37 protein-coding genes are annotated in these 23,190 nt (G+C 63.2%); 18 read left to right on the forward strand and 19 right to left on the reverse strand.

Features of this window, described 5'->3' with window-relative positions; all coding sequences use genetic code 11:
* Positions 1-190: 190 nt before the first annotated feature.
* The 19 genes from FJ953_RS15435 to FJ953_RS15520 all read right to left on the reverse strand — a co-directional run bounded on the left by FJ953_RS15435 (position 191) and on the right by FJ953_RS15520 (position 14,815).
* Positions 191-619: a hypothetical protein gene (locus FJ953_RS15435; RefSeq protein ID WP_140624696.1), complete on the reverse strand. Its 429-nt coding sequence runs from the start codon at positions 617-619 to the stop codon at positions 191-193.
* Positions 616-1,098 carry a hypothetical protein gene (locus FJ953_RS15440; RefSeq protein WP_140624697.1) on the reverse strand — a complete coding sequence of 161 codons (483 nt, stop codon included), beginning with the start codon at positions 1,096-1,098 and terminating at the stop codon, positions 616-618. The genes FJ953_RS15435 and FJ953_RS15440 overlap by 4 nt, the downstream gene beginning before the upstream one ends.
* Positions 1,095-3,368: an AAA family ATPase gene (locus FJ953_RS15445; RefSeq protein ID WP_140624698.1), complete on the reverse strand. Its 2,274-nt coding sequence runs from the start codon at positions 3,366-3,368 to the stop codon at positions 1,095-1,097. Before FJ953_RS15445 ends, FJ953_RS15440 begins: the two co-directional genes overlap by 4 nt.
* 1 nt (position 3,369) lies before the next feature.
* Entirely contained in the window at positions 3,370-4,134 is a 765-nt protein-coding gene (locus FJ953_RS15450) for a hypothetical protein (protein ID WP_140624699.1), read from the reverse strand.
* Complete coding sequence (locus FJ953_RS15455; RefSeq protein ID WP_140624700.1) at positions 4,131-4,421, reverse strand: hypothetical protein; 291 nt, start codon at positions 4,419-4,421, stop codon at positions 4,131-4,133. The genes FJ953_RS15450 and FJ953_RS15455 overlap by 4 nt, the downstream gene beginning before the upstream one ends.
* A gap of 2 nt (positions 4,422-4,423) precedes the next feature.
* A complete protein-coding gene (locus FJ953_RS15460) occupies positions 4,424-5,641 on the reverse strand; it encodes a phosphoadenosine phosphosulfate reductase family protein (protein WP_140624701.1) in 1,218 nt (405 codons plus the stop codon).
* 4 nt (positions 5,642-5,645) lie between these two features.
* The gene (locus FJ953_RS15465; RefSeq protein ID WP_181175024.1) at positions 5,646-7,478 is read right to left on the reverse strand and encodes a ParB/RepB/Spo0J family partition protein; all 1,833 of its coding nucleotides are present in this window, start codon (positions 7,476-7,478) and stop codon (positions 5,646-5,648) included.
* Positions 7,475-9,229 carry a DUF87 domain-containing protein gene (locus FJ953_RS15470; RefSeq protein WP_181175025.1) on the reverse strand — a complete coding sequence of 585 codons (1,755 nt, stop codon included), beginning with the start codon at positions 9,227-9,229 and terminating at the stop codon, positions 7,475-7,477. The genes FJ953_RS15465 and FJ953_RS15470 overlap by 4 nt, the downstream gene beginning before the upstream one ends.
* Positions 9,230-9,407: 178 nt before the next feature.
* Entirely contained in the window at positions 9,408-9,611 is a 204-nt protein-coding gene (locus tag FJ953_RS30495; RefSeq protein WP_181175026.1) for a hypothetical protein, read from the reverse strand.
* Positions 9,608-10,075, reverse strand: a complete 468-nt coding sequence (locus tag FJ953_RS15475) for a hypothetical protein (RefSeq protein WP_140624704.1) — start codon at positions 10,073-10,075, stop codon at positions 9,608-9,610. The genes FJ953_RS30495 and FJ953_RS15475 overlap by 4 nt, the downstream gene beginning before the upstream one ends.
* On the reverse strand, positions 10,072-10,791 hold the full coding sequence (locus FJ953_RS30670; protein WP_210242379.1) for a response regulator transcription factor: 720 nt from the start codon (positions 10,789-10,791) through the stop codon (positions 10,072-10,074). Before FJ953_RS30670 ends, FJ953_RS15475 begins: the two co-directional genes overlap by 4 nt.
* 118 nt (positions 10,792-10,909) lie before the next feature.
* Positions 10,910-11,107 carry a hypothetical protein gene (locus FJ953_RS15485; protein WP_140583603.1) on the reverse strand — a complete coding sequence of 66 codons (198 nt, stop codon included), beginning with the start codon at positions 11,105-11,107 and terminating at the stop codon, positions 10,910-10,912.
* 50 nt (positions 11,108-11,157) lie between these two features.
* Positions 11,158-11,505, reverse strand: coding sequence for a hypothetical protein (locus FJ953_RS15490; protein WP_140624705.1), 348 nt, complete (start codon positions 11,503-11,505; stop codon positions 11,158-11,160).
* Positions 11,474-12,082, reverse strand: a complete 609-nt coding sequence (locus FJ953_RS15495; protein ID WP_140583598.1) for a hypothetical protein — start codon at positions 12,080-12,082, stop codon at positions 11,474-11,476. Before FJ953_RS15495 ends, FJ953_RS15490 begins: the two co-directional genes overlap by 32 nt.
* A 143-nt stretch (positions 12,083-12,225) precedes the next feature.
* A complete protein-coding gene (locus FJ953_RS15500; protein ID WP_140583594.1) occupies positions 12,226-12,732 on the reverse strand; it encodes a hypothetical protein in 507 nt (168 codons plus the stop codon).
* Positions 12,732-13,325 carry a GcrA family cell cycle regulator gene (locus tag FJ953_RS15505; RefSeq protein ID WP_140624706.1) on the reverse strand — a complete coding sequence of 198 codons (594 nt, stop codon included), beginning with the start codon at positions 13,323-13,325 and terminating at the stop codon, positions 12,732-12,734. Before FJ953_RS15505 ends, FJ953_RS15500 begins: the two co-directional genes overlap by 1 nt.
* Positions 13,322-13,711 carry a hypothetical protein gene (locus tag FJ953_RS15510; RefSeq protein WP_140624707.1) on the reverse strand — a complete coding sequence of 130 codons (390 nt, stop codon included), beginning with the start codon at positions 13,709-13,711 and terminating at the stop codon, positions 13,322-13,324. The genes FJ953_RS15505 and FJ953_RS15510 overlap by 4 nt, the downstream gene beginning before the upstream one ends.
* Positions 13,704-14,546, reverse strand: coding sequence for a hypothetical protein (locus tag FJ953_RS15515; protein ID WP_140624708.1), 843 nt, complete (start codon positions 14,544-14,546; stop codon positions 13,704-13,706). Before FJ953_RS15515 ends, FJ953_RS15510 begins: the two co-directional genes overlap by 8 nt.
* A complete protein-coding gene (locus FJ953_RS15520) occupies positions 14,543-14,815 on the reverse strand; it encodes a hypothetical protein (RefSeq protein ID WP_140624709.1) in 273 nt (90 codons plus the stop codon). The genes FJ953_RS15515 and FJ953_RS15520 overlap by 4 nt, the downstream gene beginning before the upstream one ends.
* An 87-nt stretch (positions 14,816-14,902) precedes the next feature.
* Here FJ953_RS15520 and FJ953_RS15525 point away from each other — a divergent pair, with 87 nt between their 5' ends.
* The 18 genes from FJ953_RS15525 (at position 14,903) to FJ953_RS15600 (ending at position 23,189) form a co-directional block, all read left to right on the forward strand.
* Positions 14,903-15,562, forward strand: coding sequence for a LexA family transcriptional regulator (locus tag FJ953_RS15525; protein ID WP_140624710.1), 660 nt, complete (start codon positions 14,903-14,905; stop codon positions 15,560-15,562).
* A 382-nt stretch (positions 15,563-15,944) separates the two neighbouring features.
* Positions 15,945-16,070, forward strand: coding sequence for a hypothetical protein (locus FJ953_RS31110; protein WP_281405117.1), 126 nt, complete (start codon positions 15,945-15,947; stop codon positions 16,068-16,070).
* Between the two features lie 103 nt (positions 16,071-16,173).
* Positions 16,174-16,434, forward strand: a complete 261-nt coding sequence (locus FJ953_RS15530; protein ID WP_140624711.1) for a hypothetical protein — start codon at positions 16,174-16,176, stop codon at positions 16,432-16,434.
* 3 nt (positions 16,435-16,437) lie between these two features.
* Positions 16,438-16,632, forward strand: coding sequence for a hypothetical protein (locus FJ953_RS15535; RefSeq protein WP_140624712.1), 195 nt, complete (start codon positions 16,438-16,440; stop codon positions 16,630-16,632).
* On the forward strand, positions 16,632-16,949 hold the full coding sequence (locus tag FJ953_RS15540) for a hypothetical protein (protein WP_140624713.1): 318 nt from the start codon (positions 16,632-16,634) through the stop codon (positions 16,947-16,949). The genes FJ953_RS15535 and FJ953_RS15540 overlap by 1 nt, the downstream gene beginning before the upstream one ends.
* Positions 16,946-17,137, forward strand: coding sequence for a hypothetical protein (locus FJ953_RS15545; protein ID WP_140624714.1), 192 nt, complete (start codon positions 16,946-16,948; stop codon positions 17,135-17,137). Before FJ953_RS15540 ends, FJ953_RS15545 begins: the two co-directional genes overlap by 4 nt.
* Positions 17,134-17,280 carry a hypothetical protein gene (locus tag FJ953_RS30500; RefSeq protein ID WP_181175027.1) on the forward strand — a complete coding sequence of 49 codons (147 nt, stop codon included), beginning with the start codon at positions 17,134-17,136 and terminating at the stop codon, positions 17,278-17,280. Before FJ953_RS15545 ends, FJ953_RS30500 begins: the two co-directional genes overlap by 4 nt.
* On the forward strand, positions 17,277-17,507 hold the full coding sequence (locus FJ953_RS15550; RefSeq protein WP_140624715.1) for a hypothetical protein: 231 nt from the start codon (positions 17,277-17,279) through the stop codon (positions 17,505-17,507). The genes FJ953_RS30500 and FJ953_RS15550 overlap by 4 nt, the downstream gene beginning before the upstream one ends.
* Positions 17,504-17,920: a hypothetical protein gene (locus FJ953_RS15555; RefSeq protein ID WP_140583564.1), complete on the forward strand. Its 417-nt coding sequence runs from the start codon at positions 17,504-17,506 to the stop codon at positions 17,918-17,920. The genes FJ953_RS15550 and FJ953_RS15555 overlap by 4 nt, the downstream gene beginning before the upstream one ends.
* Positions 17,917-18,855: a YqaJ viral recombinase family protein gene (locus tag FJ953_RS15560; protein ID WP_140624716.1), complete on the forward strand. Its 939-nt coding sequence runs from the start codon at positions 17,917-17,919 to the stop codon at positions 18,853-18,855. Before FJ953_RS15555 ends, FJ953_RS15560 begins: the two co-directional genes overlap by 4 nt.
* Positions 18,842-19,612 (forward strand): hypothetical protein, encoded by a 771-nt coding sequence (locus FJ953_RS15565; protein WP_140624717.1) that lies wholly within the window; start codon positions 18,842-18,844, stop codon positions 19,610-19,612. The genes FJ953_RS15560 and FJ953_RS15565 overlap by 14 nt, the downstream gene beginning before the upstream one ends.
* 29 nt (positions 19,613-19,641) lie before the next feature.
* Positions 19,642-20,841: a hypothetical protein gene (locus tag FJ953_RS15570; protein ID WP_140624718.1), complete on the forward strand. Its 1,200-nt coding sequence runs from the start codon at positions 19,642-19,644 to the stop codon at positions 20,839-20,841.
* A 3-nt stretch (positions 20,842-20,844) separates the two neighbouring features.
* Positions 20,845-21,195 carry a hypothetical protein gene (locus tag FJ953_RS15575; RefSeq protein ID WP_140624719.1) on the forward strand — a complete coding sequence of 117 codons (351 nt, stop codon included), beginning with the start codon at positions 20,845-20,847 and terminating at the stop codon, positions 21,193-21,195.
* On the forward strand, positions 21,192-21,545 hold the full coding sequence (locus tag FJ953_RS15580) for a hypothetical protein (protein ID WP_140583550.1): 354 nt from the start codon (positions 21,192-21,194) through the stop codon (positions 21,543-21,545). The genes FJ953_RS15575 and FJ953_RS15580 overlap by 4 nt, the downstream gene beginning before the upstream one ends.
* A 16-nt stretch (positions 21,546-21,561) precedes the next feature.
* A complete protein-coding gene (locus tag FJ953_RS15585; RefSeq protein ID WP_140583547.1) occupies positions 21,562-21,795 on the forward strand; it encodes an acyl carrier protein in 234 nt (77 codons plus the stop codon).
* Positions 21,795-22,010, forward strand: coding sequence for a hypothetical protein (locus FJ953_RS15590; RefSeq protein ID WP_140583544.1), 216 nt, complete (start codon positions 21,795-21,797; stop codon positions 22,008-22,010). Before FJ953_RS15585 ends, FJ953_RS15590 begins: the two co-directional genes overlap by 1 nt.
* Positions 22,003-22,794 carry an exodeoxyribonuclease X gene (locus FJ953_RS15595; RefSeq protein WP_140583542.1) on the forward strand — a complete coding sequence of 264 codons (792 nt, stop codon included), beginning with the start codon at positions 22,003-22,005 and terminating at the stop codon, positions 22,792-22,794. Before FJ953_RS15590 ends, FJ953_RS15595 begins: the two co-directional genes overlap by 8 nt.
* Positions 22,794-23,189 (forward strand): hypothetical protein, encoded by a 396-nt coding sequence (locus FJ953_RS15600; protein WP_181175028.1) that lies wholly within the window; start codon positions 22,794-22,796, stop codon positions 23,187-23,189. Before FJ953_RS15595 ends, FJ953_RS15600 begins: the two co-directional genes overlap by 1 nt.
* Position 23,190 lies beyond the last annotated feature (1 nt).

The raw sequence follows: 23,190 nt of genomic DNA on the forward strand, positions 1-23,190 counted from the left end.
CACCAAACCATTGCCGCGATCCCGAAAAGGCCGATCGGTATTGAAAGGATGATCATCGTTGAAGCTTTGGACCAGCTTCCACCCGGATCATTGCCCTCCGATACCCACCTGGCCCCGCGGAAGCCGCCCTCGAGCGCCAAGTACCACGAAACCGCAACGCAAACCGCGCCCACCAATTCCATCTTGCTCATCACGCCGCCCTCCGATCCCCAGCGACTATACCATCGGCCAGCCTAACCGCCAGCAGCACCCGCATGACGTGCGCCAGCGGCAGCCCTAGGGCGAGTTGTCGGGCCTGATGCCGGATCTCGGCAAGGCTGATCAGATCGAACTGCTCGAACAGGGCGCCGCCGCGCGCCTCGACCGCGGGGTTCGCCACCAGCGAGGACACCGCCTGGATGGTCTCCGAATAAAGCTCCGCCGCGTTTCCATAGGTCTCCACGATGAGCCGCAACGTCAGCGCGAGGTGGGCTTCGCCATGCCGTTGCCCGATCTTCTTCAGCGTCTTCTTGGCGAAACACTCCCGCGGCCGGCGCTGGCGCCAGGCATGAGCATCGGGGTCGACGAGGCGAACACCACATTGTTCGGCGACACGCCAGATATCGCAACGGTGCTTCATCGCCGGCGCACCTCCACCGGGACGACGCGGCCGTCGACGACGACACCACCAAGGGCTTCGATCTGAAGGGCGGCCTGCTCGGCGGCGCGGTGCTCGTGGAACCGCTTGGCGCCGAGGACGTCAGGGGCAACCGGCTGATCCGGCCTGAAGTGCAGGGCGAGCTTGGCGGCTTTGACGGCCGCTGTCGCCGAGGCGAAGCGCTGCGGCTTGCCGTCGGCACCATCCAGCAGGATGTCGGGGGCGCCGTCACGTCGATAGGCGGCACAATAGTAGGCGCCGAAGCCGATTGCTTCAACGCGCAGCGGGGGTACAGGGCAGGGTACATTTTCTGGCGTTTTGGGTACATTCTGGGTACGGGACCGCGATGAGGCCTCCCGGCGCATTTCCCGCGCATCCACCGCAAGCCCTTGCGCCGCAAGGCTTTGCTTGGAAGGTGCCGAAATATGGCTGGGTACATCGAAGGGTACATCCTTGCTCATAACTGGATGTCCCCATCGGCGAGCTCCTGCATCGCCGCCAAGGTCTGTGGAGCATCCTCCCTCGGCGGTTCGATGCCGGTGCTGTTCCTCGTCCTGAAGCCCGGGATCGGCCTCCCGGTGAGCCAAATGAACCGATCGGCGCGACCGATGAACTTGCGGCCGTAGAAGGCCTCGCCTGCGCGCTTCAGCGCCGACTTGATGCGCTCCCGCTGCTTCTTCTCATCTTCATCGTCGACGAAGGTGAGCTTCTCGAACTCGGCTCGCCAGTGCTTGAACAGCACCACGGATTTGATGCTGCGTGGGAGCTTGAGGATCTCGGGGGTGTCTTCGCCGAACTGCTCCAGGGCAAACATCAAAGCCTGCATTGCGATGTGCTGCTGGTCGGTCAGCCGCTTGTCGTCATTGGTCTCCGGGCTCTGCCCGCCTGGAGGAGCGCAAACCACGGAGGTCAGTGGCTTCCCGTTCGGCCGGGTTCCGAGGACGACCTGCTTCAGGATGAAGTCCCAGCCGTGACCGCGTTCGCCATCCTTGTTCTTCTGAACGGTGGCGCGGTGGATCTGGCGGATCAGCTGGGTGCCGTCGGCGCGCTGGCCCACATCGAGGCGTTGCGTGATTTCGAGCTCGATGGCGTTGTCGACGTTGGCGAATAGCGAGGAGTGACCCCGGGGATTGTTGCCGTTCCTTGGCTTGTGATGGACCATGAGAACGGAGGTCCGGCATTCGTCCCGGATCCGCTCCAGGTTGGTGAGCACCACGGACATGTCGGTGGAGGCGTTCTCGTTGGCGCCCGGCGTCGCCGTCGCCAGGGTATCGATGACGACGAGCTCGAGCGGAACCGTGAAGGTCTCCGACCACGCCTTGATCTCGGCGATCAAGGCATCGGTGCCTCGGGAGGTCTCCACATCCTGCTCCCCGGGTTTGGCGAAGAGATCGACGCGGGATGGCAACAGGACGAAGTCGACACGTTCGCCGGGCTCCATGTAGGTCTGCCGGTAGGCGCGGAGGCGCTGTTTTACACCGATGCCACCTTCGCCGGCCTGGTAGATGACGCCGCCCCGTCTGACCTCCTTGCCGTTGAAGGGGACGCCGCGGTCCACCGCCATCGCCATGTCGATGGCCTCGAAGCTTTTGCCGGAGCCGGATTCACCGTAGATCACGGCGACCTCATGCCGGGTCAGGATGTCCTCGATGAGGTATTCATGCTCCTGGCCGACTTCATCGAGCCGGTCCCAGGTGACGGCGCCGAACCGCGACTTCGGCGGCTCCTTTGTCCATGGTCGGGCGTGCTGATCGACGATGTCGAAGAGATCCGTGGGGTCACCACCAGCCTGCACCCAATCCCAGATATCGCCTTTCTCCGGAACCTCGGGCCAGAACGACCGGATATCGAGCATCATGACCGACGCCGCGATCTCCTTCATTCGGGAACCGACGATCTGCATGTGCATCCTGCCGGCGTCGTCGTTGTCCGGGATCTGGATGATGTGGGCGCCGCGCAGCTGCTCCGCATGATAGGGCGTCCATTTTTTTGCCCCACCAGCGTTGCAGGTCGCCGCGATCCCGGCTTGCCAAAGGGCATCGGCCTTTTTCTCGCCCTCGACGAGGTAGATCGCTTGACCCATGCTGATCGCCTCGGCGACCTCCGGCCAGCGGTATAGCGGCAGCTGCGTGATACCTTCGAACTCGCGACGCTCCTTCATCCCCCATTTGTCGAAGGTCTTGGAATCGTATCGGGTCCAGTTCTGGCCGGGACCCTTGCGCATGTATTCGCCATCGAGGAGGCCGTTGATCCAGACGTCCTTCTCCTCGGTGAAACGGCGACGCTGCGCGAAGGTCTTGTCGATCTTGCCGTGCTTGTTGAGACGCCATGTGCCATCGGGCTGCTTGTATTGCATCCGGGCGACCTGGAAGACGAGGTTGCCGTCGGCGTCGGCGTAGTCATAGACGGCGACGATCTCCTTCTTGCCAGGTCCCGCATTCTGGTTGGAACCAGCCGCGGCGCCGCGATTGTCCGGGATATCGAAGCCGTTGGCCTTGAGCCAGTCCACGGCGCCGTCGTCGCCGCAGCCCGTCAATTTCGAGACCAGCCAGAGGACGCCGCCGCCTTCGCTATTCTCGTGGTCGAACGCGGTGTTCTTCTCAAGGTCGATCGACAGCGAGCCGTTGGTGCCGTAGCGGTTGTCGTTGCCCTTGCTGTGGTGAGGATTGGGGGCGCCCAGCAACATGCTGGCGACCTCCGGCATCAATGCTCCGAAATCGAATCCTGACATGCTAGGCGGCGACCTCCGCCGGCTTCCACTTGTCGAAGTCGGCCTCGATCTGGGCCCAGTTCGTTGGGTGTTGCGCCTTCAGATCAGGAGTGTATTTGCCGGTGACGAACTGACCGCGCTCCGGACCACGCTCCAGCCAATCGCGCGTCCACCGGCTGGGATCGATCTTCACATGTTTGAAGTCCGCCTTGGTGACGTAGCCTTGCCGCTCCAGGATGATGAGCAGCTTGATGGCCTGGATCTTCCAGTTCGTCAGCGCCACTGGCGCGGAGTGGCCGGCGCCGACGTCAGGGACGTACTCCGGGAGTTTGCAGCGTGCCGCGGGGCAACGATCGTACCAGTCGTGCTCGCGGCCGCTCCAGTATAGGCGGGCATCGAGAGAAGGGAGATCAGGGCGGAATGGCGGCGATCGCCAGCCATACCGTTTTTCCGTGTTGTCGTCGGGGTGCGTCGCCGTGATGACGGTGATGCCAAGCATGGCGCAGATCTCGGACATGTGTTTCTGCGCATGGCCGGCGGGCACCAGCACGGCGCGGAAGTCGGGGCCCGGGGCATTGGCAACATATCCCCACGCCTTGGAGGCTTGAACGACGACTTCCGGGTTGAGCCTCAGCTTTGCCTCGACACCGATCTGTAAGCCGTCCTGCCGCACCAGCAGGATGTCGTAGCCCTCCGTTTCGGCGTAGGCTGTCCAGCCCGCAGGTAGCGCGGCGACGAACGCGGTGCAGAGTTCCGCCTCGGTCTTGAAGAAGACGTCCTTGCTCATCGACGCTCCACCACCACCGGCTTCTTGCCGTGACCAAGGAAAATCTTGCCAAAGCGCTCCTCCGCCTGAGTGCGGGCGATCGAGGCTTTCTCGCCGCTGCCTACGATATCGCCCTGCAGGTGGGCGAGAAGAGCCCGCCAGGCAGCGACCTCAGCGGCATCGGCCGTTTCATAGAGCTGCGGGACGCCGTTGACCTGGACGGGCTCCCACTCCGATTTGTGGACCTTGCGGAACTGGCCTTCGAAGCCGCCCCGGGTGGCGATGGCGCGCGCGTTGACGCCGTTCATGGTTACACCAACAGCGGCTGAACGGAGCCGTCCCTGAAGATCATATCCATCGGCGTGTCGGCGGTTGGCTCGTCCCCATCCCAGCCGTTCGGCCAAGTCTGGGCTGCTATCAGTTCGCGGATGCGTTCCTCCTCTTCGCGATTGAGAATGTCGATGGTGGGCCGATTGAGAGATCGAGCGGCGGCGTTGCACGCCGCCTGTATCGCGAGGATGCGGTCGAGCGCTTCGAGCCGGGCCTCGAAGGTTAAGGGGCCTTTGCGCTGCTTGTTCTTCCCTGAAGAGAGCGAGCCGTCGTCATCGAGCCCGGTCTTTTTCAGGCGCTTGCTGTCGTCTTCCCGGAGTTCACGGTAGATCGGTTTCAGGCCGCGCAATGGCGCGAGATATGACCATGCAGACATTGCCAGGATGGTTTCGAGGGCCATCTCCTTGCTGGCGAGTGGGCAACCTATGCAGCCCGTTCTGGCGTTGACCTCCTCGGCCTCATCCCCGCCATAGGCGTCAGCGATCGCGGATGTCTCCCATCCACCATATGCAGGCATGGGCGCGTATATCCGAAGCCAATCCCAGACGTTACAGACCCGCCAATGCAGCAGTGGCGCCAACGTGGCGATGCGGCCGCGTACTCCCCTCGATTGGGGTAGCACTTCCTGATACCAGCCTTGACCGCATTCTGCTCCGTCCTTCCCGCAGGACATGCGGATGCGTTCATCGCGAATGGCGCTTTCGCCCTCGCGGACACCAGTGATCATGAGCACGTTGCCGGTCAGCTGGTCGAGGCGCGCCGCTATAGCATCTGCCATCGGATCGACCTTGATCTGCCGAGTGCACCACCGGAAGGTTCTGTTGTTCGGCGGCGGCACTCCGCGACCGAGCATGTAGACGAGGAAACGCTTGTCGAGCGGAGCGGTGACGACCTCGCAGCGGATGCCGCGCTGGTGAAGCTGCAACATGATGCTCGACGCGGCTATCGCCAGCGGTGGCAGTTCCTGCCTGGTGTCGGCGTAAAAGACGGTGAGGCTCTTCGGCCGCGCTAGCCGACCGCTGTCGAGCAGATGGACGATGAGCGTCAGTGTGGCCGAGCTATCCTTGCCGCCGGACCACGCGATGCCCCAATGATCATGCGCTGGGCCGTAGGCCTGCATGGACTGCAAGGTCAGGTCGACTGCCTCGTCATAGACAAGACGCTTTGAACCATCAAAAAGGGTTGGTTGCCGCCCCATTTGATCAGGCTTCCTCCATCTCGTCTTCGAAGCCTTCGATCTCGTCGAAGTCAGGATCGTGCTCGGTTGGTGGCACCTCCTCCAGCATCGGGATGGCGCCCGGGCCGCTGTAGGTCGGAGCGCGCAACTCCGGTGGGAGCCAGCCGGTCTGAGGCACGTTGGCGAGGGCGAATGCCGTCAACTCCGCCTTCTTCAGCTTCTCCGCCTTGCGGGCCTCGTCGTCGTTCAGGGCTTCGCGGATCGCGGTGATGACGATCGGCTTGGAGACGCCCCCGAAGTAGTCGGCCGCGTCGAAGGTCTCGCGCAGCGCGGCCGTCATGTGAGAGGCGTCAATTGCGGCTGCAAGCTCCTTTGCGCCTCTGTCGAACGGCAGGTTGCCAGTGTTGTGGCACTGCATATCGAGCGCACGACTGGCGAGCCCGGCGGCCACCTTGAACAGATCGGGGTCTGACATCGCCGACAGGCGTGCGAACGCACCCGAATACGATTCCTGCTCACCGTGCGGGATGCGGCCACCGATCCCACTCATCGAGACCTTGACGGGGCCATGATGGATGCCGCCGAGGAACCCGGCCAGCAGGGCCACCAAGCCGAGGCGCGGCTCCTCGGCTATTGCCTTGCTGGTCGCGTGAGTGGCTTGGATTGATAGGCGGTGCGTCATCGCGTTCGAGATCGCCGGCGGACCCTTCTCCTTCGGCGCGCCAGACGCCGACGCAGGCTTCTTCTCCGCCTGCGGCTTCACGACGCCGCGAACGACATCGACTTCGCCGTAGTGGCCGATCTTCACGACGGCGCCGGCCTTGCCGAGCTGGTCCGGTGTCCACTGGCGGCCGGCGATCGCCGCCTGAAGCCGGGCGAGCTCGTCGGCGGTGCCATCTGTCCCCTTGGCGACCGCTTTCTCCAGTTTTTTGATCAGCTTCTTCTCGTCGGCCGTCGCCTTGCCGTCGCCCGCCTTTTCACGCTTCCAGCTGTGCTCCCAGTAGTAGCCGAGGTCGGCGCCCATGCTCACCCAAGACCAGCCCTCAGCCTTCAACCCGGTGATGACCGCCGCGATCTTCTCCTCGGCGACCTTCTCCGCGATGTCGGGATCGGCGATGACGTGATTGTCACCGAAGAGATCCGTCGTCATGTGCCCGCCGGCGGCCTTGTAGGCTTCGAGGCCGGCAATCTTGATGTGCCGAGCTGCCTTCTGGTTGCCGGCACCGAGGGCGTCCTTGATCGCCCACGCGCGGAGATCTCGTTGCTTCTCGAGCTTCTTGAAAAGCTTCTCCTGGTCCTCGATCGATGGCGCCAGCGTGAAGGCGCAGACGGTCGCGAAGACCTCGTTGCTCTGTGCTTCACCGCGCCACCAGTCGATGATGACCGGCGACAAACGACCCAGCGCTAGGATGCGCTTCACGCGCTTCGGATCGATGCCGAACCTGGTGGCGATCGCGGTTTCGTCGAGCCCGTGGTCGGCGAGTTCGCGGAACTCGACATATTCGTCGGCGGGGTGGAATTCGACGCGATGGATCTGCTCCGCCAGTGCGGCTTCCCTGGCATCGACCGAAACATCGAACTCTCCGCATTCGATCGGGGCGTCCGCTGCGGTCTGGCCCTGATCGACCAAGAGGCGCAGCGCGGCGAGACGGCGGTTTCCGGTGCCGACGAAGATGCCGACGACGCCATCGCTATCGTGACCTTCCTTGACCTTGAGCGGCGTTTGTAGGCCGTGGGCCGCTATCGAAGCGGCCAACTCTGCGATGCTGTCGTCGCGACCGACGCGCCGGGCGTTGATGGGAGGTTCTGCCTCGTGGCCGAAGCGGAGTTGATCGAGCGGGATGAGGCGAGAGGTCATGTCGGTGTCCTTTCGATGGAGGGTTTCAGGAAGGAGAGACCCAGACGACCGCACTCGGCGGCGACGTTGGCGTAGGGACGGCCGACCTTTTCTGCGGCCTCCTTCAACTTCTTCCCGGTGGCTTGGTAATCGATGAGGGTTTGGCGCTCCGCCTCGGTCCATGGACGACGGTGCTTCAGGCCCATTTTGCTGCACTGGCTTGCGATTGACGCCTTCGTCCGATCTAGGCGCGTCGCGATATCGCCATGCGACTTGCCTTCTGCGAACATGGTCCGCATCGTTTCGATGTCCTCGTCGGTGAAGTCGCGGTGTTTGCGCAAAACGCCGTGCTTGGTCGCGAACTTGTGCATGGCTGTGGGGCCACGAATGTAGCCAGCCGCCTTAAGTTCGATCAGACATTCGGCGTGGGATTTGCCGGCGGCCAGACCGGCCAACGCGATCCGGGTTTCTTCTTCGGTCCAGAGATTGACGCGAGACCCGCTAACGCCAAGCTTGATCGCCGCCATTTGGATGGCACCGAAGGTTCTATCGTAGCCGGCGGCGGCAAGCGACTTGCGGATATCGGCGATCGCGGCACCAGCCTCATACCCGTCGAGAACGACCTGATATTCTTCGTCCGTCCAACCGCCAACGGTTCGAGTGTTCTTGATGCCGAGCGTCTGGCCCCTCACGGAGATCGCGCCGAGCGATCGAGCGGCACCGCCGTTCTTGATCAGCGAGGCGGCGATATCCGTAAGCTTAAAGCCCCTGGCAAACCCTTCCCGCACGATCGCGTCATCTGACGCGCTCCAGCCGCGCCGGTGATTGGTGTTGGGGTCAATCTCAGGTGCCGCCGGCGCAAGGCTGGTTGCGGTGGGTACCGCCATGAGCAACGCAGCGGCATCGGCCGCCGATATCGATGGTGGTGCCACGATGTCCGGCGAGCGGCCTTTGTGGCGAGACACCACTGATCCAGCCTTGAAGCGGATACGGCGCGGACCGGCGATGGCAGGCCCGATGGCAAGGAACTCGCCGTCGGCGAGGCTGCGCAGCGCGCGGCTGTGGCCAAGGGTGAATCCGAGCAGGGCGCCGGCGCGTTCGAGATCCCGATCGAAGATGGTGCGGCCAACGACGACGTTCGTGGCCTTGGAGACGACAGCCTTGGCGGTTTCAGCGATGCGCTGCGTCGCGATGACGCCGGCGATGCCGCGCTTGCGGCCGCGGCCCATCATGTCGGCCAGCATTGCGGTCGACCGCTTCCGTGTATCGGCGGAGACGTCGCCCGTATCGTAGTGCGGTGCCAGCGTCTGGGCCTCGTCGACCAGGACGAGCAACGGATGCCAGAACTGCTCCGATGCGCTCAGCAGACCTTCGGCGAGGTCGGCGACGATATCGAGGCGATCCTCTGATGTAGCATCGGACAGATCGAGGACAGCGCTGTAACGATGCTCGCGGAGATGGTGAGCGAAAATCTGGCCGCCGACACGCGCGATGTCCGCTGCGGTTAGCACGGCGACATCGAAGTGTTCCTTCAGCGTTGAAAACTCGCCATCGGGATCGATGAGCAACTGCTGGACGCGGCCGAAGGACTTCTCGAAGAGGCGGCGCAGCAGCATCGATTTGCCGGCGCCGCTGTTGCCCTGAATCAAGAGGCGGCCGTCGATCAGCTTGGCGAGGTCGATCCCTACTGGTTCACCCTTGCCGGTGGCGCCGATGTGGATGTCGCTATCGGTGATCGGCCGCGCCGGCGCCGAGGTCTCGATCGGCAGCACGGTGGCGCTGGCCTCCCTCTCGATTGGTTCCTCTTCCTCGGCACGGACAGGCGACGGGACGCCGGCCTCTTGCGCCAGCAGCAGGGCGACCTTCTGGTCGGCCAGCGATAGCTTCGCCATATCCTCTGGCTTCGGGAATGCGATGCCGAAACGGCGGTCGATCGGCCGTTCGCCGGCCTCACGGACGAGATGCTGCATAGCGGCTGTCCTTTGTTGCAAGAGTTCGCCATTCCGTTGCGCCTTCGATCGCTGCCATCGCGGCATCATCCAGCGCGGCCGCCATATCGTCGGCGGCGCGGCGCAGCTGTTCAGCAGACCAATCCGCGGTGACGTCGACGAGCTCGTCGAGCGCACGTGAGGCCGTGGAGAGCGGGCCCGTCATTTCCCGCCACCCATCCCGGCAGCGTTGAGCCGATAGATTTCCGTTGCGGCCGCGAGCTGCTTGCCAAGATCTTTGATCGTCTTGGCGGCGGGATCGCCGGTCAGCACCAAGCCGGCGTTGACCATCACATCGTTGAGGGTGAAGGTCTGCTCGACGGTGTCGACGCCGCCCGTGACGGTGACGACCGAGAACTTGCCGGCCTCGGCGCGGACTTCGCGCATCGTGTCGGGCTGCGCGTAGACCTGGTTTGCGACAATAGTCGACGACGTCGGCATCGCGATCGGCGCCGGGTCGCCAGCTTGCACCATCTGGACGCCGTAGTCGGCCAGGATGCGGATGAGATGGTCGGCGCGCCGGCGGACCTCTTCACGGCTGTCGTCGTCCCAATCGTGCCACAGGGGGCGCACAAGGCCGAGGCGCTCACGTCGCATCCCTTCGGCGAGGATGTCGCGGACCGCCCTCATCGCGGCGCCCTGACGCGGTTGCGGAAGACCGGCTCGAAGCCCTTCGGCTCGAACTGGTAGCCGCGGCCCCAGACAGTGCGGACGACATCGAGCCCGTCATTCATCTCCAGGAGTTTGTGGCGGAGCTTGCAGACGAAGACGTCGATGATCTTCTGTTCCGGTTCGTCCTCGCCGCCATAGATGTGATCCATCAGATCGGCTTTGGAGAACACCTTGTTCGGATCTAGGGCCAGTGTCGTCAGCAGCTTTGCTTCCGCCGGTGCCAGTCTGCTCTTCCTGTCGCTGCCTTCGACAAGGCCGGTATCGGCGTCATAGACGCATCCTGGCATTTTGATGAAGAGATGATCGTTGTAGCTGCCACGCCGCACCAGCGCCTTCAGCCTGGCGATGAACTCGTCGGTGTGGATCGGGGCGGGCTGCACATCATCGGCACCGCAACGCAGGATCAATGACGCCGCGCCACTGTCGAACTCGCCGGCGTCGAGCAGCACGAACAGGATGTTCTTGACGTCGGCGCGACGGAAATCCCGGCAGACCACCGCGGCATAGGCGCTGTTCAGCGCACGGATGACGCCGATGCCATCGGGATCGCGGAAGAGGGCGCTGCAGAGATCCTGAGGAAGGGTTTCGCCGGCGGTTTCGAAACCGGCGCTTTCCGCGGCGGTCCGCAGCGCGCGCTCGATCTCGCGAGATGGGGCGGAGACGAGCACGCGCATCAGGCGCCACCGCACATCACGAAGACGATGAACGCGACCGAGGCCAACAGCATGCTGAGAGCCAGAGCCATGCTGAGGGAATGGTTGCCGCGCATACGACCGTTCGATGGGCGCGTGCTCACGATGGCACCGACCTAAATAAGCACTCACGCGCGACGAACTGCTGCGTCTGCGTCATCTCGAGTGCAAGACCGGCGTCCGGATAGTTGAACCCGATCGCTGCGGTACGCTGGTGATCGATACGTACATTGTCGATCAGGAAACCACCCGCCTCTCGCGTCCTGAGCACGCCGGCTAGGCTGATTTCGGCGTTCATCAATATGAGGTCGCCAAATGATAGGTATCTGATTAGGCGATGTCGGAGGTTCATGCTGGCACCCGATCGACTGGTGCGAGATGCCGACGGAGGGCGTCGAGCCGCCGATCGTCAAGCGGCAGGAAAGATCGGGCGTCGAAGACGGGTTCGTAGGGCCCGACGATGCTCGGATATTTTGGATTGTGGATCTCGTCGAACCGCAGGAACGTCAGGGCCTTGTCGACACCGCGCACCCGGAACAGATCGACGGTCCGGACGCGGTAAACAGTCCCTTTGTGCGGGATCACCATGCCGGGCTCGCATTCCCGCGTGAACCTGAAATCATCGTCGATGCAGGCGACGAGCTTGCTGACCTGGTAGTCCACTTCAGAACCTTTCCGGGATTTGGGCAGGGGCATATCGGCGGCTGAGTTCCTCGGCTTCGCGCTTGCGGCGCTCCGAAGCGATGAAGAGATCGTCAACGCTTTGCGTGAATTTCGGCGCGACGTCGGCCTCGACGAACGACCAGACCGCGAGGGCGTCGCTACGATCGAACGACTGGTCGGCATCGTCCTTGTCGATCCAGCCAAGCGCCCTGCATTTCGCCATGATCGCGGCTTTCTGGTCGCCTTGGCCGTGGCCGGCGAAATGCTTCTTCACCGAGGACTGGTTGATACGGATATGGCGATAGACCTTCAGCTGGTACGCCATGAATTCCAGGACAGCAGGAAGGCCGAGCAGGATGGTGGCCGTGCTGATGTTGGTCTGGCCTTGGACGAAGGAACCCGGCAGCGGCGCCTCGATGGCGAGAACATCGACCGGGTTCGCCGAGATGAAGCCGGTGATCCAGCGACCGGCGCCGGAGAAGATCGCACCGCGTGAAGCACCTTCGCTGGCGCACTCGATCGAGCCCGACGTCGGCTTCGAGCCAGCGGCGCCATATGCGAAGCCAAGGCGTCTGGCCGCGTCGATCGCGAGAATGCGTGGAGCCGTCATCCCAGGTCCTCGTGCCCGTTCGGGCTGATTGGTGGGCGTCTCTCCGCCCTGTTACGCCGATGGTGTTGCGCTGTTGCTCGGGAGGCTCCTAAGAGCTTTGACCCTCACGCTGGGAACACGACGTCTTCCCGCTGCCTCTGAATTCAGTGTGGCGCGCCGGCACCGCCGGCTTTGTTCCACTCGTCATCGGTCATGCTGCCCTTGACGGCATTGACGACGGCCGATGTGGTCTCGTCCGGCTCTTCATCGGCTCCCTCGCGCTGCACCGCGGCGGCGCCGAGGCCAAAGCTGGCGAAGTTGTCGCCTAAGGCGGTGCGGATATCCGTTGCGAACTCGCGATCGTCGTCTTCCAGACCGTCGACCTTGCCGTCGGCGCGCTCGATCATGGCTTCGGCCTTGCGCTTCAGCTTCTGCGCGTCGACGATCGCCCGGATGACGCCCTTGTTGACGCCGTGCTTTTTCGCGTCGGACAGGATCTCTTTCTGATCCGTGTCGGTCGCCTTCTGGATCGCTCGCTTCTTGACCTTGAATTCGGCGTCGAGAACGCGGAGCTTCTCCTCGCGCTCCTGCTCGAGGCGATCGAACTCCTCGACGAAGGAACCCGCCTCAGAAGGGGATGCGCGGTTAGGGCGCTCATGCACTTTCGTCATCAGGAGATCCTTTCCGCCGATCGAAGACCGGCGTGCTGACGGATGGTTGGTGGGGTGTAGGAGAGCCGCCGATGCGCTTCGCAGTAGGAGCGCTCAGGCTCCTTCGTGGCGCCGCAGGCGAGAAGACCTTGACCGTTGGTGCCATCCACCGGCCAACGGCAACCGGCGGAGCCGAAGGCGACGGGGTCAACACCGGGAATGGGCTGGAAGGCGTCTTCGCGCTTGATCACGATGCCCGGCGAAGCGGCGCGCTGTTCGGCGCGGGCCTTGAAATCCATCGCAGGTGGGTTGTTGGCGCGGCGCCAGGAACTGGTTTGCTGGACGAGTTTAGAGGGACGGCGGGCAGCTGGTTTCGCCGGCTTTGGCGCGGCAGCGGCGCCAGTCTTCGCTCGCCTGCCGACTTTACCCTTGCGAGGCTTCCCGTTGTTCAGCTGAAGGCCGAGGCGCTGGACCTGGCCGATTATCGCGGATCGGGTGCAGTTGAAAAACTTGTCGGCGATCTTCTGGGCGGTCAGGCCTTCGTCGCAGTAGGCGGCGAGCAGCTGCTTGCGTTCATCCCGTGGGATCTTCGTCCAGTCCGGGAGCCCACTCATCTGGCGGCTCCGCTTCCGGATAGATCCACCGAGCCAGCGAGTCGGCCCAGAGCACGCATCTGGTGGCTATCCAGCGGCGCACCCTCCGCGGCAAGATGAGCTGCCAGAATGTTCGCCGTGGCGGCGAGTTTGAGCCTTGCACGTCTAGCCTCCTCAATGGCCCGCAGCTCTCGCAGGGCCACAACCTCTTCATAGTTTACACGCCTGGCCTCGCCATAGAACCATGTCTTCACGCGGCTCCAAGTGAGGCCGGTAAGCGCATGCTCGAAGTGATCTGAGGTCAGTGCCCGATGCACTGCACTGATCTGCCGTTTCCATTTCTCACCAGGGGCAAGAATGTCGCCGATCTCTTTGGTGAGCGACTGGGCGGTGGCCACGCTAGACATGAGACCACCGCGGCGCTTCTGGGCCTCTGAATGGAATTCTGAGACCTTGGAAGGCTGTTCCGAGTTTCCAGAACCGAACATTGCTATCTCCATTTCCAGCGACGGAAACAGACGGAGACTTCACCAATGCCCGGACGAGCGAAAAAGAGTGGTGGCCCATGTCAGACGGGACAGACAGGGCCACCATGCCGGCGGGGTGGCGCCGGCGATCGCGCGCCAGGGTTTGGGACGCGCGCGAAATCGAGAATAAGGATTGCAGCAGATGAAGACCGACGGCCACGGCGAAACGCCGACATTGACGGAACCGGAACCGCTCCCCAGTCTCTTTGTGAGCGGATATGCGATCCAGGTCGTCGAGGAAAATATTGTCCGGCTGCTGTTCTGGACCGAGCTGCCCGCCATAGGTGGGCAGGAGCATCAGGCCCGGCTTCAAGCCCGAATGGCGATGCCGGAGAAGATATTTCGGCGGTTCGTCTCGGACGGCCGCAAGATCGGAAGAAGCCGGAACTGAAAGGCCTTGGAAACTATTCTCGGAAAAAGCTGTGCAAACCGCTTTACGGATTGTTTCACGCCGAATCTTCCCGTGATCTGACTCGCTCTTTCGGGCCGAGTGCATCACGGGGAGGAAACCATGCAGCCAGCGCTTTTTGTTCGAGAGATAAAGTTGGTGCTGGATGAAGGGCTCGTCCACCTCGTCGGCTTCGCGACAGAGGACGGAGACCGGAAATCCGATCGACATCCGGCTGCTCATCTCGTTATGAGCAACGAGGCCTTCCGGAAGCTGCTCGTCGAAGGTCGAGTCAGCTTGGCAAAGGGTGGGCACTGAGGTGCTCATTCCGCGGCCTCGTTCTCGATCGGCGCGTTCTGCGCCTTAGTCGGCCGCGCCACATCGGACGGCCATTCCGCGCCCTCCGGCCAGTTCTCGGAAAACCAGCCAACGACCGAATCGTACTTGCGAGCGGTCAGCGTTTTCCCTTCACGAAGACGGGAAAAGAATGCGCCATCGGCGGCGCAGTGGCGGCCGATTGTCGATTCCTCGCGGTCCCGGTGGGCCCGGAACCGATCGAGAAGTGTCAGAAGATGGCGAATGAGTTCGGCTTCCATAGACGAAACGATAGTAGGAACTATCCCACTTCGTCAATAGGAAACTTCCCCCTCGCGTGTCAGGAGCGCGAGTTGGATAATTCCTACATGGAGAATGAACTGCAAAAAATTGTTGTGCGACGGCTAGATGAGCTCGGTCTTGGGCCCGTCGAGGCTGCCACGAAGGCAGGGCTTGAGCGCACCTATATCCGCGATATCGTCCAGGGGAAGAAGCTTTCGGTACGAACCGACAAGCTCGAATCGTTGGCGCGCGCACTGCAGCTCGATGCTGCCGATCTGAGCCACTCGAAATCGACTGCGGTGGATAGCACTGTCCGCAACGTGCCGGTCAAAGGCTTCGTCCAGGCCGGCCATTGGGCGGAAACTTGGGAGTGGGGCGACGACGACGTCTATTCCGTTCCGGTGCCTGATGATCCCGCGCTGCGCCCCTTCATGCTGCACGCTGCGGAGACGCGCGGGCCGTCGATGAACAAGAGGTACCCGGAACGCACCGTCTTGGTCTTCACCGACGTGGTCGAGACAGGGGCGTCGCTCGATCTCGGAAAACGCTACATCGTCGAACGTGAGCGGGCCGATGGCTTGCGCGAGGCCACCGTCAAGACGCTGTGGCGCGACGAGGCCGGCAAGGTCTGGCTTCTTCCCGAATCGGAAGATCCCAGGTTCCAGGAGCCGATCCCGATCGAGGGCGGCGAGGACGATACCGTGCGTGTCGTCGGACGTGTCGTCTACTCCGTGAGTCGGGAGTGAGATCTCCCGCTGGCAGGGCTTAAATTTCTCCGTCGAGATTGAAGTGAGCGTTGTTGACAATCGCAGAGCGCGCGGTCTAACCGCGCGCGTCCTCGCGCTCGGTTGGAGATTAACTCTAACCTTAGATCATAGAGCTCTACGATTCACCGTTGCAGGTTGAGCGCTGCGATTCTGTGTCCCGCTACATCCTGAAACGATTCCGTGCCCCGCAGCGATCTAGGGTGATTGCTTGACGCAATCACTGTGCCGCGCCCTACGAATCAGAACTTAGCGCTGCGCGCGCGAGGCTTTCCAAGCTTTTCGAAAAAGTAGGATCATTCCTATTTTCCGCTTGACGAGTAGGAATAAACCCACTTATCGTTATGGCAGTAGGAGACATCCGATGCCAAAACCATCCCGCGTCATCGCCGAGAATATTTCCGAATTCGCGAAGTGCCTGATCGTGTTCTTCGTGCTGCCGCCGACGCTGACCGTCGCGGCGTACTGCCTCGCCCAGATGGTGCGCTGAGATGGGTACTCCCAAGCACACGCCCGCCCCATGGTGTTCCTTCAACAGCTTGCGCCAGCTCGGAGTGCGGACCTTCGGTGGAGGCGGCACGATGATTATCGCGATGCGGCCACGCAGAATCGACGGCGACCCAGCTGAGTTTCGCCTTCCAAGCGAGGAGGAGCAGGCGGCGAACTTCAGGCTGATCGACGCAGCGCCAGGCATGCTGGCGACGCTCAAGATCGCCGCTGACGCGCTCACCAGCACCTTGAAGGCTCGCGGATATGAGGCGGGCTCCGCGACGGACGGCTGGGCCCCCGAAGTGCGACAGGAGGTCGCCGCGCTGGCAACCGTTCGCGCCGCCATCGCCAAGGCGGAGGGCTGACCGATGGAAACGCCGCCCCTCGTCCCCAACCTCGACGACCTCCGCATCGAACTCGCCCGCGCCGAACGTGACCTCGTCTGCGCGGACATGATCGACAACGGGCAACGTCGGCAGATCGAGATGGATGAGGCGCGTCGCCGGCGTGACGCCATCAAGACGCAGATCGCCGTTCTCCACGACGCGGAGGGCCGGAACTAATGGCCTCGCTCTCAGAAATCCCAGAAGGCGATCTTCGTGCGATGGCGGACTGCAGGGCGATATCGTCCGCTCGGTTCGTCGAGGAAATGGAGCGCCGAGCCTGTCGCGCCACAGTCGACGCCCCACCGCTCGATTACGCGCTCGATGACGAGCTCGCGGTTCCATTCCTCCACCACGACAACTTCCTGGGTCTCGATCTGTCCGACTTCAACGACGACCCGATCGGTCCGATGCCGCCACCACCACGCGTGGTCTGGCTCGTAGCCATCGCGGCGACTTCGGTCATCGCGATCGCGCTCTGCATGGTGTGGCCATGAGCGCGGACCGCCCAGACCGTCTGACTAGCGCGCAGCTCCTCGAGCTCGCCGACGATGCGTTTGATGTCCTGAATTGGGCGAAGCGCAACGGCCTCAGGAAGGATGCCCAGGTCGCCGAGCTCGTCCGGGCCTTCGAGGTCCGGCTTGGCTACCGCGAGCCGGTCCGCCCTGTAGAGGCCGCCGAATGACCGTGGTCACCATCTTCTCACTCAGTATGCCGCCGGCGCCGATGTTCCGCCGCGAGTTCGCGCGGCCGATCGATGCCGACGATTACGTCGCGTTCTGGCGCCGGCTCGGGTGCTGCCACATCCGCCGGAGGACCAGGAAATGACCAAGCTCTACGTCCAGGTCCTGCGCGGAAAAGACTGGCTGAACGTAACCTCGGTTCCGATCGATGACGGCAAGACCGAGCGCGATCGCGTCAGATACCGGGAACGCGCCCTCGATGATGCCCGCCGCAACCAGACGGCATGGCAGGGCTACTCCGGCTTTGATGGCTGCCAGCTGCGCATCGCCGAGATGGACATCTACGGCAGGTATGCGGAGGCGCGGCCATGAGCATAACCCTCGAACAGGCCGGCGGCTGGCACATGCAAGAGGCCGCGCACTACAATGGCGGCAAGGTGTTCTTCGCCTATTTGCATCGCTGTGTTGAACAACCCCGGCTGTCGCGCTTCGATAAGTACCTGCGAGCAACACGCTCGAGCACGAGCACATGGCGCGTGGATGGCGAGGATGTACCGACCTTTGCCGAGGCGATTGATCGACTGAATACCCCACCGGTTTTTTCCGCTGAGGAACTGGCGTTCATCGCCTCCGTCCCCAACGAATACGATCCCGACCTCGACGTCAGAAAGACGATGGACATCCACGTTGCCGACAGCGTCCGCAACAAGGGCGCGGTCGAGTGGCAGAAAGGCCGGTGCCGTCGCACCGACGTCGGACGCTCAGCGCTGGATGCGCAGCTATGACCATCGAAATTATCCGACCAGCCGACCGCCAGGCTTGGCTTGCCGCCCGGCAGTATGACGTTACCGCCTCAGTCGTGGCCGCGGTCCTCGGCGCACACCCCTACACGACGCCCTATGCCCTCTGGGCCGAAAAGACCGGCCGTCTCTCGCCTGACGATGAAGAAACCGAGGCGATGGAGCGCGGCAACCTGATGGAGCCGGTCGTCGTCGCGATGATCCGGAAGCGGTTCCCAGTGTGGCTGGTCACTTATGAGAACGACCGCGCCTACTTTCGTGATCCCGACCGGCGCATCGGCGCCACCCCGGACGCCTTCATCGTGCGCGCCGACCGCGCCGGTACCGGGAACTGCCAGATCAAGACCTGTTCGGAAGACGCCTTCAAGCAGTTCTGGCTTGACCCGGACACCGACGAGGTCGTCCCCCCAACATGGATCGCCGTCCAGGCGATCACGGAAGCACAGCTGACCGGCTGCGCGTGGGCCTGCGTCGCACTGGTGGTGATCACCTGGCGCGGCACCTTCCAGCTGCACATCATCGACATCCCGATCCACCTCCGTCTCTGGAATCGCCTCGTCACCAAGGTCGACGAGTTCTGGGCGATGGTGGCGAGCGGCGAGGAGCCTTCCCCGGACTGGCAGCGCGACGGCGACGTCGTCACGGACGTCTACCGCGACAGCATGCCGGAGCGGCGCGATCTCAGCGCTGACCGCGAGCTCGACATGCTGATCCATCAGTACAACCGCGCCCGGGTTGAAGCCGCCGGCGCGAAGGCGGTGGTCGACCAACTGCGGCCGCACATCATCCACTCGCTAGGCAACGCCGAAATCGGCCTGACCGCCAACTGGGAGGTCTCCGCGAGGACGACGTTCCGGTCGGGATCGCAATCGCGCGTGCTGCGCGTCAAACCAAGGAGAGACCCCAATGCAAGTTTCTGAGGCACCATCTATCGTAGGGCCGGGGCACAATCTGGCGACGACAGCCGACCTCTTGCGCGATCGCTTCAAGCCGATGCTTGACGAAGTCGAGGATCTCGCGAAACGCGCCACCGCGGCAAAAAACGCGCTGACCGATGGTGCCATCGCCAACGACAACGAGCGCGACCCCCTCATTGCGCTCGGCATCGAGGCCCGAAAACTGGCGAAGCGTCTCGCCGAAACCAAGCTGGCGACGACAAAGCCACTTCGCGATGAGGTCACCGAGACAAATCGTTTCTTCGATACGGTCATTGTCCGGCCGGAGGCCATCCAGAGCGCTTTCGAGACGATCGTCGGCAAGTACGACACCAAGAAGCGCGAGGAGGCCAGGATCGCCGCCGCCGCGGAGGCGCAGCGCGCCCAAGAGGAAGCGAAGCGCAAGCTCGAGGAAGCCGCATCATCGAGCCATAGCGTTCTGGGTGACGTCCTGATGCAGGAAGCCGTCGATGCGGAGCACAAGGCGGCCGTGCTCGTCAACGAGGCGATCACCGCGGGATCGGGCCCGACCCGCACTGAAGCCGGCACGGTGTCGGCAACAGCGAAATGGACGCACCGCATCACGGAGCCGTCGAAGATCCCGCTCGAAAGGCTCCGGCCGTACATGTCGATCGACGACATCGACAAGTTCGTCCGGGCCTATGTCCGCGCCAACAAGAACACGGCGCCATTGCCCGGCGTCGAAATCTTCCAGGATCAGAAGACCTCATTCCGCGGCTGATCGCCGGCGGCCAACAGGAGACCGACACCATGAACACTCAAGCAGGCAAGGCCGTCGAGACAATCGACCGCACCACCGGCGAACTCACCACCCTGCCACCAGGCATGTCGGGCAGCAATCAAAGCCTCGCTGTCCAGCTAGCGATGGCCGAACTCAACCAGGATGTCACCACGGCCCGCGCGTTCCCGCGGTCCGTCGCCGCAGTGATGCGCAATATCACCGAGCTCGTCATGCTCGACGAGCAGACCGCCAAGGAATGCGTCTATGCGGTGCCGCGCGACGGCAAGACGATCCGCGGACCTTCGATTCGCCTTGCCGAGATCATCGCGTCTCAATGGGGGAACTGCCACTGCGCCTCCCGCGTGGTTCACGTCGACAAGATCGAGAAGTACGTCGAATCGGAAGGTATCTTCCACGACCTCGAGACCGGCCTGAAGCGCACCGCGCGGACCCGCAAGAATATCTCGAAGCGCGACGGCGGCCTATATTCGCAGGACATGATCATGACGGCTGGTAACGCGGCGGCCTCGATCGGCATGCGCGAAGCTATCCTGAAGGGCGTCCCCAAGGCGGTCTGGCGGCAGGCCTTCGAGCATGCGGAGAACGTCATCAGGGGGGATGTCACCACGCTCGTGGAGCGCCGCGAGGAGGCCATGAAGGCGCTCGCCGGCATCGGCGTCACTCCGGAGCGCGTGTTTGCTGCAGTCGGCGTCGCCGGGATCGAGGAGATCGGTCTCGATGAGCTCACCGATCTCTATGCGATGTACCAGGGTGTGAAAAGCAAGGAGACCGACGTCGACGAGGTCTTCCCGGCCGTCAAGAAAACCGGAGATCAGCCCGCCGGCCTCAAAGGCAAGCTCGACCAGCTCGCCGGCGATGCCACCGACAAGAAGCCCGCCGCAGACAAAGCGGCGACAAAATCGGATGCCGGTTCCTCTCCGGCCGGCTCCGAGCAGTCCGGCAAGCAGGCCTCCACGCCGAAGGCGACTGCTACCGGAAACCAGCCGTCGTCCGGCCAGAAACCCTCCCAAGACCCGGACGACGGCGACCCGATCGCGAAGGCGACCCGCATGGGCCGCGCCGCTTACCGCCGCAACATGTCGAAGAAGGCTATCCCGGTCGACTTCAAGACTGAGGGCAGGGAGGCGGAGCGGCAGGCCTGGCTCGACGGCTTCGCCGCCGAGGAGGACGCCGAGGCGCCGGAGCCCGGTTCGGTGGAGGAGGAGTGAGCCATGTTCAAGCTCCGCAAAGCCATGCGCGAGGTCGAGCTCACCGAGGCCGACCTGAAGCCGGACACGCTGCTCGTCTCGCTTCTCGATAGAAGCGCGAATTCGGTCACCAACATGCTGGACCGATTTCGGGCGGATGAGGTCGCGCTTGAACGCGACATCGCCGATATGACCGAGCGGCTTCGCCAGACTCGTGTTGCCATCACCGCCTTTGATGCCGCCGGTGCCATCATCGAGGGCGGCAAGCGGCCCGTGCAGGAATCGGCGTCGAAGAAGGTCGGCAGGCTGGTCCCGAGTGCCGTCCCCAATGCAGCGGACACCGTCGTCCAAGTCCATAAGGACATCCGGGCATGACGGTCGAGGTTCACGCCGCCGCTGTCGCCAAGTTCGCGAACGGCCGCAAAGTCGTCAGCGTGACCCGGCCCGGCACCATGAAGGTGCCAAGCAATACCGGCCCAATCGATCAGCCGTTCAATGTCGGCGACGTCATGCTCGTTGAAGCCGGAGGTCGCGCGATCGTGACGCCGCTTAGCTTCGCCGGCGCCACCGACCTCGCTCGGGCCGTCATCGAGGGCCACTCCGGCGCGGTGACCGACAGCCATTCTCTGCGCGCGCTGGCGACCGCAGTAATTGGGTTCGCCGCGCAGGTGGTGGCACCGGAGCCTACGCCTGAACCCGTTGAAGCCGTCGCCGTAGCGACCTGAACCCCGAGGAAAAGCAATGACCATTGCAGACCGCGTGAAGAAGATCATCGTCGAGACCTTGGGTGTCGCCGCCGATCGGGTGACGAAGGAAGCCGGTTTCATCGACGGCCTCAACGCCGACAGCCTGGATCTCGTCCAACTCGTGATGGATTGCGAGGAGGAATTCGGGATCGAGATCTCGGATGCCGAGGCCGAGACCTGGTTAACCGTTGGTGACGCCGTCACCTACGTCGAGAAGGCGATCGGCTGATGGCCGACGAACTCCTGCCCATCGATCCAGAGCATCTCGACACATACATCACGATCGAGCCGGGAGAGCGTCTGCACCGCCTCTTGGCGCGCTTGATCGACACGCATGTCGACGATCTCCGCGAGGAGTTCATCGTCGATTTGGAGCGCAAGATCGACCAGGTCAGAGTAACCCACGGCGATGGATCGGCCTTCGGGAGCAAGTCCGATGACTGAGCCGCTCACCCTCATCCGCGTCGTCGACGTCGAAACAACATCGATGGAAGATCCTGCCGAGATGGTCGAAGTGGGCTGGACCGATGTCCGCCTCTTCCCGACCGGCTGGGCCATCGAGACCGGGCCGCATTCCCGCCTCGTCAACCCGGGTATGCCGATCAGCTTCCCCGCGATGGCGGTGCACCACATCACCGACGCGGTAGCGGGCGGGGGTATGGACCCTGACCTGGCGCGGAAGGATGTAGTCGCCGGCGCCGATACCCTCTGCGCTCACAACGTCGAGTTCGACAGCCGCTTCATTCGCGGTCACGATCTGCCGTGGATTTGCTCATTCAAAGCGGCGCGCACCGCTTGGCCGGAGCTCCAGAGTCATAAGAACGGTTCGATCCGGTACGAGCGGGGGCTCTGCCTCGACGATCCGAGGACGGAGCCGTCGCATCGCGCCGGCCCTGACACCTGGGTCACCGCCCATATCTTGCTCGATCTCCTCAAGCTCTATCCGCCGGAAACCCTGATCGAGATCTCGGCGAAACCGGTGCTGCTACTGAAGATGGATTTCGGTGAGCATCAGGGAAAGCGGTTCTCCGAGATCCCGACCTCGTATCTCGATTGGATCCTGCACAAATCGGACATGCCGAAGGACCCAAAGCGGGTCGATGTCGTCCATACCGCTCGTCTGGAATGGGTGAAGCGGACCTCCGATCCCCAACCGCAACAGCCACGGCCACAGTTCGAAGTCGTCGACCCAGATGCGTGGCGCAAAGACATAGGGAAGGCCTTCTGATGGAAACTGTCGCTGAAACTGTGCAGGCAGACGAGCAGCCGTTCGAATGGATGCTGGTGGAGATCTTCGGTCACCGCACCCACTGGGGTCGAGGAATCGAGGTGGAACGCTTCGGCGCCAAGATGCTGCGCATCGATGTCCCGCAGGTGGAGTGCACTCCGACCGAGGAGAAGCCGGCGCCGGAGCCGATCGCCACAGGCTGGGTGACGCATTTCTATGGCGGCGCCTCGATCTTCTCCAACACCCTGACGGACGAGCGGACCGTCCTGGTCCGTAATGCGCCGTACGCGAAGCCTGCCCTGTATCTGGCGCCGCCGGATGAGGAAGAGCCGCCGCCGGCTCCCTCGGATGACGATCCCTTCATTGATCGTGACGACGACGGGCCGAGGTGGTGAC

Source organism: Mesorhizobium sp. B2-3-6, from assembly GCF_006442305.1.
In the GTDB taxonomy this organism is placed as follows: Bacteria; Pseudomonadota; Alphaproteobacteria; order Rhizobiales; family Rhizobiaceae; genus Mesorhizobium.